Origin of the sequence: Pedobacter cryoconitis (genome assembly GCF_014200595.1) — a bacterium.
Classification (GTDB): domain Bacteria; phylum Bacteroidota; class Bacteroidia; order Sphingobacteriales; family Sphingobacteriaceae; genus Pedobacter; species Pedobacter cryoconitis_C.
Map to the genome: position 1 here is coordinate 752,507 of NZ_JACHCG010000002.1, position 8,836 is coordinate 761,342.

Sequence of the window (8,836 nt, forward strand, 5' to 3'; positions counted from 1 at the left end):
AAAAGATCCTCCTATTTAATATAATGGTTTGTTTAAGCAATTAGATGATTAACATCGCATCACCGTAACTGTAGAAACGATATTTTTCTTTCAATGCAACTTCATAAGCATGTCTAACGTAGTCATAACCTCCAAATGCACTTACCATCATCAATAACGTAGATTCAGGTGTGTGGAAGTTAGTGATCATTGAATTTGCAATACTGAAGTCATACGGAGGGAAAATGAACTTACTTGTCCAGTCATTTGCTGGTTTAAGCATTCTTCCTGAAGAAACAGCTGATTCAATTGCACGCATAGAAGTAGTACCTACAGCGCAGATACGTCTTTTTTCGTTCAATGCTTTGTTAACGATATTAGCTTGTGATTCTTCAATAATGAATTGCTCAGAATCCATTTTGTGTTTAGTTAAATCTTCTACTTCAACAGATCTGAAAGTACCTAATCCTACGTGAAGGGTTACTTCTGCAAAATTAATCCCTTTCAATTCCAGACGTTTCATTAACTCACGGCTAAAGTGCATACCAGCAGTAGGAGCGGCAACAGCACCTTCATGTTTAGCGAAGATAGTCTGGTAACGTTCTTTATCCTGTGCAGTAGCTTTACGTTTAATATATTTTGGAAGTGGAGTTTCTCCAAGGATCTCAATGTTTTTTCTGAATTCTTCATCAGTACCGTCGAATAAGAAACGGATAGTACGTCCACGTGATGTTGTATTGTCAACAACTTCTGCTACCAGCAAATCGTCATCACCAAAATAAAGTTTGTTTCCTACGCGGATTTTACGTGCCGGATCTACTAAAACATCCCATAAACGTAATTCTTTATTCAGTTCACGTAGTAAAAATACTTCAATTGTAGCACCTGTTTTCTCTTTATTACCGTATAAACGTGCAGGAAAAACTTTGGTGTTATTCAAAATCATGACATCCTGATCATCAAAATAGTCTAAAACATCTTTAAATATTTTATGTTCAATTTTACCGGTTTCTTTATGCAAAACCATTAAACGGGCTTCGTCCCTATGTTCTGAAGGATTATTGGCAACTAATGATTCAGGTAGATTAAACTTAAATTGAGATAACTTCATGTTTTTTATAAAATAATTAAGGCCGCAAATTTAAGAAATTTAATGCTCATTTGTATATAAATATTTATTCTGATAAATTTATGTTTATTTTCATCGGAATTGTCATTGTTTTTTAACGTTGGTGGCTTGGAAAGATTGTGTCTGGGCCTTAAACATCTTTTAAAGATTTTCTGATAATAAATTGAATTTCCTGTAACCTTTTGTCCCTTTTTTAATCTAAAGTGTAATTATGATGATATTCAGACTTATAGGTGAAAGTTTCAGGTTTGCTGCCGATGCACTCCGTCAGAATAAACTTCGGACGATGCTCTCTTTGCTAGGGATTACGATTGGTATATTCACAATTATTGCCGTTTTTTCGGGGGTAGATACGCTGCGGAATAAGTTGCAGGAAAGTGTCGATAAATTAGGTTCAAACACACTTTTTGTCCAGAAATGGCCTTGGGGTTTTGGTGGTGATTATCCATGGTGGAAATATATAAACAGACCTGATCCAAGTATCAGGGACTATGAGGCTTTAAAAGAGCGCATGGGAAATGTTGACGGGATTTCTTTTGAGGCTTCTGCGGGTAACAGAACTATCAAATACAGAAGCAGTTCTGTAAATGGGGTAACGTTGAATGCGGGAACGCAGGATTATGATAAAACCTGGACGCTTGATTTTCAGGAAGGAAGATATTTTACTGAAAGTGAGGGTAAAAATGGTGCTCCGGTTACCATTGTTGGGGCTGATGTAGCTACTGGTTTATTTAATGGCGAACCGGCAGTTGGTAAACAGATTAAGGTAATGGGACGCAGGTTGACGATTGTTGGGGTGTTTAAGAAAGAAGGGGAGGATATGATCGGGATGTCTCAGGATAAAAATGTACTGATTCCTCTGAATTTAGCGCGTGGGTTATTTGATGTTCAGAATGGAAATTACGGCCCTCAGATCACAGTAAGAGGAAAAGCGGGTATTCCGTTAGAAGAAGTTGAAAGTGAGCTTGAAGGAGCTATGAGGTCTATTCACAGAACTAAACCGGGGGCTGAAGAAGATTTTGCACTGAATAAAACGACAATGATTTCTAATCAGCTGGATCTGATGTTTAAAATGGTCAGAATAGCGGGTTGGGTGATTGGTGGTTTTTCTATCCTGGTAGGTGGGTTTGGTATTGCCAATATCATGTTCGTTTCGGTAAAGGAAAGGACAAATATTATCGGAATACAGAAGTCGCTGGGGGCAAAGAATTATTTTATTTTATTGCAGTTTATGTTTGAAGCGGTTGCTCTTTGTGTTCTGGGAGGATTGCTGGGACTGTTTCTGGTCTATAGTTTAACGCTTGTGTTTACGTATGTGGTAAAGGTTGAAGTGGTTTTATATTTGAAAAACGTTATCATGGGGATTGGTATTTCCGTGGTCATAGGCATGATATCTGGTTTCTGGCCTGCTTTCTCGGCTTCGAGGCTGGATCCGGTGGAGGCTATACGATCTTAGGGCGTTAAAAAAACGGTTGTGCTATATTGATAGCGGCATTTTTCGCCCTGAAGGGGGCTCGAACGCCATGCTATTAATATAGCACAACCGTTTTTTTACGCTCTGAAAGTTGACGGATATCCTGTTTTGATTCCACCACTTTAAGGAGGAAAAGCAGGCGGAAAACCGGATAAAGATCCTATTCAGGAAATACTGCATAGTTGGGCAGGGAGGTGAGTATGGCGTATTAGCCAGAGAATTTTATAGTTTACTAGTACGAGTTTAATGTTTATGACGAAATCTGAAGAAATCCGTTTATCTGAAGTGACTTGTTCAGATCGCCGGATGGATATTCTGGATACGGAACAATCGTTGGATACACCGGTTAATTCATATGTGGTAAAGTGCGGGTTTTGTAGTTTTCCGGATATGGATATTATTCCTGATCCTTATTATTTGTATAGGGTTTTTAGTGGAATAGAGATTATGATCGCTGATTTGGGGAATTTATTAGTCTCTGATCGGGTTAAGAAAGTATTGGAGGTTCTCTTTCCTGGTGTTTGTACTTTCAATAATACATTTATTCTTGGCACAAGGGTTTCTACGGGTTGGTGGCTGGCTATTCCTGTAAATATGATTTTAAGTGGGGAAGTGAATGATGAGGTCCCAAGGTGTGGAATTTGTAATGAGCCGTTGCATGCACATCCTGGGAGTCAGTATAAATTCTGGATTACCGATTTTGCAGGTGAATATGATATTGTTAAAGCTGAAAACTGGTATGGGGTTGATGAGTTTGATTGGAAGAAATCATGGATCAGCAGGGATGTGTTCCTCTCGGTCAGATTGATCTCACTTTTGAAACGGATCTCTGCTAAGGGTATTCATCAGCAGTCATTTTCAAAATATAAGGGATTGACAAAGGGGGAGAAGGATTGGGTGGAAAAAGCCATTGTTAAAATTGGGTCATTGGCTCGTTTTGAGCATCGGGCGGATGTAACTGCTGATGATCTGATCAGGGTTTGTCGGTTTTTTAATGTTAAAGTATTAAATGAGGATCGCATAAATTCTTTTCAGAAGAAATTTATGGTTAAGGCTTCTGAGCTTGTTAAAATTATATGCAGTATTGATCAGTCAGTTTTGATCAATACTGGTTTTAGCGAGGAGTTTAGTGTTGAAGAGATCCAAAATTGGCAATCGCCGGATGGTTGTGGTAAATTAACTGGCTTTGCATTCGATTCTATTGGGAATTGCCTGTTTTTTGATCCTAAGGACAAATTATGCCCTTTATATCATTATGATCATGAAACTATGATTTATGAACTTATTCATTCAACTATCATTGATATTATCTGATAACTTATAGTTTGATGCCGGATTCTGGTAAGAAGTTAAATGATGATTCTTTTGTTCTGCTGGTAATGAATGAGTACTGCGAGTACGAAACCAATAAATACGATCGTCATGCTAAATGGAAAGATGTACAGCATTCCGAAATGGCTGGCTACGGCTCCTACTAATGGACCTGTAATGCCAAGAGATAAATCTATAAACAGTCCGTAACCTCCAAGAGCGGCACCTTTGTTAGAGGCTGGGACTAATTTAACGGCTTCTACGCCTAAGGCTGGAAAGATAAGGGAAAAGCCAAGTCCTGTAAATCCTGCTCCAATGAGTGCGAGGTGAGGGGTAGTGGCCAGGGAAAGGATAAACAGACCTGCTGATTCCATGGCGAGACAAGCTATCGCTGTTTTCATTCCTCCGTATTTTTCGATAGAACGGCCAAAGATAAGACGGCCAACAATAAATAACAGACTGAAAACAGACAGGCATAATACTGCACCTGCCCAGTTTAGGGAAGCGTAGTAAAGTGTAATAAAGGTCGAAATTGTACCGAAGCCAAGGCCTCCTAAGGCGAGGCAGATTCCATAAGGTGATACTGTTTTTAATACTTTAAGAAAGGGTTGTCTGGGTTCTTTCTGGTCGCCTTTCATGGCTTGCTGACTTCTGGCGTAAAAGAATCCGATTGTCCCGACTATAATAATCAGTATGCCGATACTGCCGATGCCGTAGGCATTATGTAAGATTACACCTAAGGGTGCTCCTACAGCAAGTGCTCCATAACTTGCAATACCATTAAAGGATATTGCTTTGCCGGTATGCTGATCACCGACCGCAATTATTGCCCAGTTAACCGGACTTGCACCAATCAGGCCTTCGCCAAAGCCGGTAACGAAACGGGTCAAGACCAGGATTCCTAAACTTAGTGCCGGGATGTCTTTGAAATGATAAGCTATAAACAGTAGTATTCCACTTATGGCAAATCCGCCCATACCAATTAGTACTGCTGGTTTTGGCCCTTTTTTGTCAACTATGTTTCCAGCATATCCGCGAAACAGGAAGGTGGTGACGTATTGCAGACTGATTACTATTCCTGCAATCATTGGACTATAGCCCAATTGCTGATGAATGAAAACTGGTAATACTGCCAGCGACAGGCCAATGGTGAAGTACCCGAGAAAAGTGAATGTAACGAACTTTGTTATTGTTAAACGGACATTTGATGAAGATGTGTCCGTGATTGTACCTGCTTGCATAACCTAAAATAATCCCTCTTAAATGTAGTAAATCCCTCAATGCTAAGGTGAAGGGACAAAGCTAAAGAGATTTAATAGTAACGTAGTATTAGAAATTGTTTAATTACTTTAAGATGAATTAAAGGAATCGCTGAGATTTTGCTTTTTGTAGATTAGTCAAAAAAAATGGATTAATTATTTTTAATTCATCTATCTGTTTGTTGTTATTTTATGGAAAATAAATTTCTATATTTATTGCGTTATGTAATACGCTCTTCTTGTGAAATAAACTTTAGGCTAAAGTCCATGATGTTTATTGGTCGGATTATCGAAACCATAATACCCAATCAATATAATGTCTATTTATTTTTATGCGTGGAATTAAATGTTTCAAGCTTATAGCAGTATTGCTATTCGTTTCAAGTTCAGTTAGTAGTCAAACCTCTACATCAAATCCAGGAGATTATACAAAACCTATAGAAGTTTTGCCTCCGTCACCTAATGCCGCTTCACTCGGTAAATATGGCGGTATAGATTTAAGTCTGGCTTCTGGTACAGCTAACTTAAATATTCCTATTTATGACTATACGGTCAGAAATTTAAAAGTACCCTTATCATTATCTTATTCAAGTAATGGTTTTAAAGTAGATGAGTTATCTGGAAGAGTTGGTAGTGGCTGGAATCTCAATGCAGGCGGTGTTATTACCAGAACTGTATACGGATCGGCTGATGAAACTTCCCAGCGTTTACCAGTCCCCGCAGATTTTCCAGCAAGAACCAGAGGATTGATATCATTTATTGAAGGGTTATATACGTCGGATATAGTCGGACCTCAGGATGGACAGCCAGATATTTTTTCTTTTAACTTTAATGGGAATAGTGGAAGATTTATTTTAGATGATAAATTAAACCCTGTGCTATTAGCGCATTCCAATTTGAAAATTGAGAAAGATTTCACTTCTGAGGATTGGAATTTTAAGGTTACAGATGCAGACGGGATTCAGTATTTTTTCGGTGGAAAAGCAGCTAGTGAAAGTACCCAAAAAACAACTTATGGTGTGGGCTGTGGGAAATCACCAGGTAGCAACACTTCTAAAACAGCCTGGTACTTAAAGAAGATAGTACATCCAAAAGGCGATATTGTAAACTTTGTTTATTCTTACCTCGGAACAAGTTATACTACAGGTATAAGTGAAACGATCTATGAAAGAGTCTTAATTGGTGAATCATTAGGATGTAATGGCGCGATGGAAGGGAGTCAAGTACCCCCTGTATTAACTAACAGTGCTTGTCAGACTTTATTACGTACTGATGGTGTTTTATTGCAGGAAATAAACTCCAGCAATGGCAGCAAAATTAAATTTAGCTATATAGATAGACAAGACGGAAATGATAAACTTTTATCCGGTATTGAAATATTTAAACCTGCTGAATTGAACTCTTTTAAATCATTCTCACTGGTTTATGAAAATTCTTTTTCAACTGGTTTTAGGAATATATATTCTCCAGTAGATAGTAAGGAGAATTATAGACCTTTTTTAATCAGTGTTAAAGAGAAAAGCAGTGATGGGCTATTAACCAAAAATCATAAATTTTCATATTATGATATTAATGCTCTTCCTCCAAGGTTATCTTATGCTCAGGATCATTATGGATTTTTTAATGGTAAAAATAATGTAACACTGATTCCTGTACCTACGAGTTTAGCCTGGAAGAATGTAATGCAAAAAGCTACAGCAAATAGAGATGTTGATCCGGTTTATGCTATGAAAGGGCTCATTTCTACCGTTACCTATCCAACAGGTGGTAAAGACAGTATTATTTATGAAGGCAATCAGGTTTATAAGGATGTAGCATTTTATCCTCCTCAGACCAGGGTAACTGCCTATGCATTCAACCTTGACGCGAGAGGTGCTGGAACTACGGTATCTTCTTCAATTGCAAATATTAGTTTTGGACAGGATACAAATATCTCTGGTATATGTACTTCAGATAGTCAGACAGGTGGAGATACGTTGCATGATGGATGTTCTATTACGTTAATTGATGATATTGGAAGGACAATTTATAGTTCCAGATTGAAACCTGGTCAGAGTTATAATCAATCGATAGTTTTAGAACCTGGACGTGCTTATAAAATAACTGTAAATTCAACAGGAGAGAAAGTTGGTTGTAGTAGTGGATTCGACTGTGTAATAGGAGATGTGACTTATCAAAAGATGAATGTAAATACCGGTGGTATCCGGATAGCCAAAGTCATCTCATTGGATGGAGCTAAGAATATTTCTGGTATTAAAAAGTATTTCTATAATAGCCTTCAGACTCCAGGGATTTCTTCCGGAGCAGAAGTGTTGTCTCCACTTTATGAGAAAGATTTAAAAGTGTACCAATCATGTCCAAAAGGTATGGGCTTTTTCAATATCTATCATTTTTATTCAATGTATTCAAATACACTCAATAATATCTATGTGAATGCATCTTCACCAGTATCTTATAAAAGTGTTGTTGAAAGTTTTGGTGAAAACTTTGAAAATGGTGGTGTTGAACATCAATATACATTTCGTCCTGATGCAAAAGCTTATCAGTTAGTTGGTACCATTAACCCAATATTGGGTGCTCCCGTAAGTGACTATTCATGGGGTAGCGGCAGAGAAATTTATCAGCTTGCTTTTAAATTGCAAGGAACAAGTTATATTCCTGTAAAAAAAGTATTTACCAGCTATAAAGAAGATACAAGAGTAGACCGGAAGATTGATGCTTATGTAGTAAATAAAGAGTATGATCCTCTTTATAGCAGTGATCCTCCTCCAATTGAAGAAATAGACGCTTATAGTTTAGCTACCTATTCCCATTTTATAAAATGGATTTATGCGGATACGGTAAGAACTCAAAATTTTGCTGGCAATGGAGTTGATTATTCCGAGAACATATCTGTAAACGAATATGGTAATGCTGATCATGCATTACTTACAAAAACAACTTCTAATACGAGTGATAATCAAAGTTTATCATCTGTATACTCCTATCCGCAGGATCTCACTCTTAGTGGAAATGAGGAGACTGCTCGTATAAGTCTTATTGATAAGCATATATTAAATGCAGCATTGAAAACGAAGCTAATTAAAAATTCAGTGCAAGTTCAATCAAATACTGTAGACTATAAGGTGTTTAGTAGCGATTTAACGTTACCATTTAATTATAAACTGGCAAAAGGTTCAGGAACGGAAGAAGTAAGAGTTAACATTGATAAATATGATAATAAAGGAAATATATTATCACAATCTCAGACAAGTGGACCTAAGCTGTGTTATGTCTGGAGTTATAATAGTCAATTTCCAATTGCAGAGATTAAGAATTCTGATTACACAACTATTGAAAGCTTGTTGGGCGGGGCTGCTGCCGTAAATACGTTCCGGGATTCTAATCCGGATAAATCTGCAATAGATACTTTTCTTCTTCCTTTGAGAACTTCTGCTTTGCTAAAGGATGCTCAGGTTATTAGTTATTCTTATGAGCCTCTGGTTGGTATTACAAGTCAAACAGATGCCAAAGGTCAAATTACATATTATGAATATGATAGTTTTCAGCGATTGAAAAATGTGAAAGATCAGAATGGGAATATCATCAGGAATAATACATACCACTATAAAAATTAATGCCTCATGAAATTAAGATTACAGTATATAGGCTCGATTCTCTGTGCCTTATTTTTAGTTGCCAATA

The 8,836-nt window shown here is 37.4% G+C and carries 5 protein-coding genes; 3 read left to right on the forward strand and 2 right to left on the reverse strand.

The genetic code is table 11. The features are described from left to right. Positions 1 to 40 precede the first annotated feature (40 nt). Positions 41 to 1,090 carry a tRNA preQ1(34) S-adenosylmethionine ribosyltransferase-isomerase QueA gene (gene queA, locus HDE70_RS17230; RefSeq protein WP_183866422.1) on the reverse strand — a complete coding sequence of 350 codons (1,050 nt, stop codon included), beginning with the start codon at positions 1,088 to 1,090 and terminating at the stop codon, positions 41 to 43. Positions 1,091 to 1,319: 229 nt separating this feature from the next. Between queA and HDE70_RS17235 the strand changes: the two genes are divergently transcribed. Next, the gene (locus tag HDE70_RS17235; RefSeq protein WP_183866423.1) at positions 1,320 to 2,564 is read left to right on the forward strand and encodes an ABC transporter permease; all 1,245 of its coding nucleotides are present in this window, start codon (positions 1,320 to 1,322) and stop codon (positions 2,562 to 2,564) included. Positions 2,565 to 2,828: 264 nt separating this feature from the next. Beyond that, the gene (locus HDE70_RS17240) at positions 2,829 to 3,896 is read left to right on the forward strand and encodes a hypothetical protein (RefSeq protein WP_221302095.1); all 1,068 of its coding nucleotides are present in this window, start codon (positions 2,829 to 2,831) and stop codon (positions 3,894 to 3,896) included. A 35-nt stretch (positions 3,897 to 3,931) separates the two neighbouring features. Here the strand turns inward: HDE70_RS17240 and HDE70_RS17245 are convergent, their stop codons facing one another. After that, positions 3,932 to 5,134 carry an MFS transporter gene (locus tag HDE70_RS17245; RefSeq protein ID WP_183866425.1) on the reverse strand — a complete coding sequence of 401 codons (1,203 nt, stop codon included), beginning with the start codon at positions 5,132 to 5,134 and terminating at the stop codon, positions 3,932 to 3,934. A 350-nt stretch (positions 5,135 to 5,484) separates the two neighbouring features. On the opposite strand from HDE70_RS17245, the gene HDE70_RS17250 reads away from it, so the two are divergent. Next, entirely contained in the window at positions 5,485 to 8,769 is a 3,285-nt protein-coding gene (locus tag HDE70_RS17250) for a hypothetical protein (RefSeq protein WP_183891364.1), read from the forward strand. Positions 8,770 to 8,836: the final 67 nt, after the last annotated feature.